The sequence below is a fragment of the Candidatus Deferrimicrobiaceae bacterium genome, assembly GCA_035256765.1.
Classification (GTDB): domain Bacteria; phylum Desulfobacterota; class Deferrimicrobia; order Deferrimicrobiales; family Deferrimicrobiaceae; genus CSP1-8.
This window is the reverse complement of the sequence record DATEXR010000039.1, coordinates 1-1106: the sequence shown is the minus strand read 5'-3', so window position 1 is coordinate 1106 and position 1106 is coordinate 1. Positions and strand designations below refer to the sequence as shown.

Sequence of the window (1106 nt, the reverse complement as noted above, 5' to 3'; positions counted from 1 at the left end):
CATCGCCCTCGCGTCGAGCTTCAGCAGGGAGGATATCGTCCTCATCGCGATGATGACGGACATCCGGGCGGATGCGCAGGTATTTGCCCTGGACACCGGGCGGCTCAACAAGGAGATGTACGAGGCGGCGGAGGCCGTGAGGAGGAACCTTGGTGTCTCCATCGAGTGGCATTTTCCGGACAGGGAGGCGGTCGAGCAACTCGAGCGGACGAAGGGACTCCACTCCTTCCGGGAAAGTCTGGAAAACCGTCACGGGTGCTGCCGGATCCGGAAGGTGGAGCCCCTGGCCCGCGCCCTGTCGGGACTTCGGGCATGGGTGACGGGGCAGCGCAAAGACCAGAGCGTAACCCGGGCGGCCTTGCCGGTTTTCGAGATCGACGGGGGGCACGGCGGGATCCTCAAGATCAACCCGTTGGCCGACTGGAGCGATGAACAGGTCCGGTCGTTCGTCCGGGAGCGCGGCCTTCCCTACAACCGGCTGCACGACATGGGGTACCCCTCGATCGGCTGCGCCCCCTGCACGCGGGCCATACTCCACGGAGAGGATCCCCGGGCGGGACGTTGGTGGTGGGAGAGCCCGGAGCGCAAGGAGTGCGGGCTCCACCAATCTTCTCACGGGGCCGACCGGAAGGAACCGCCGGTCCCGCCCCGCGGGCGCAAGAAAAGAGACCGGTGAGCATGGACCACCTCGACGCCCTGGAGAACCAGAGCATCTACATCATTCGCGAGGCGTTCCGCAAGTTCCGGGACCTCGCGATGCTGTGGTCGATCGGGAAGGATTCGACGACGATTCTGTGGCTGGCCCGCAAGGCGTTCTTCGGCCGGGTTCCCTTCCCGCTCGTTCACATCGACACGAACTACAAGCACCCCGGGATGATCGTGTACCGCGACCGGATGGCCCGCGAATGGGGCGTGGACCTGATCGTCGGCCGGAACGAGGAGGCGCTCTGCGCGGGGATGGAGCCGGCGAAGGGGCGGTTTCTCTGCTGCAATTCCCTCAAGACCCAGGGGCTGCAGCAGGTCCTCGAGAAGCACGGGTTCAAGGGGGTCTTCCTCGGGATCCGCCGGGACGAGGAGGGGTCGCGGGCCAAGGAGCGGGTCTTCTC

The 1106-nt window shown here is 66.0% G+C and carries 2 protein-coding genes; both read left to right on the top strand.

All coding sequences use genetic code 11. The features are described from left to right. Positions 1-676, top strand: a 676-nt coding sequence (locus tag VJ307_01340; GenBank protein ID HJX72771.1) for a phosphoadenylyl-sulfate reductase, incomplete at its 5' end; no start/stop codon positions are given. A 2-nt stretch (positions 677-678) separates the two neighbouring features. Continuing rightward, a partial coding sequence (locus VJ307_01335; protein ID HJX72770.1) for a phosphoadenosine phosphosulfate reductase family protein occupies positions 679-1106 on the top strand: 428 nt, incomplete at its 3' end.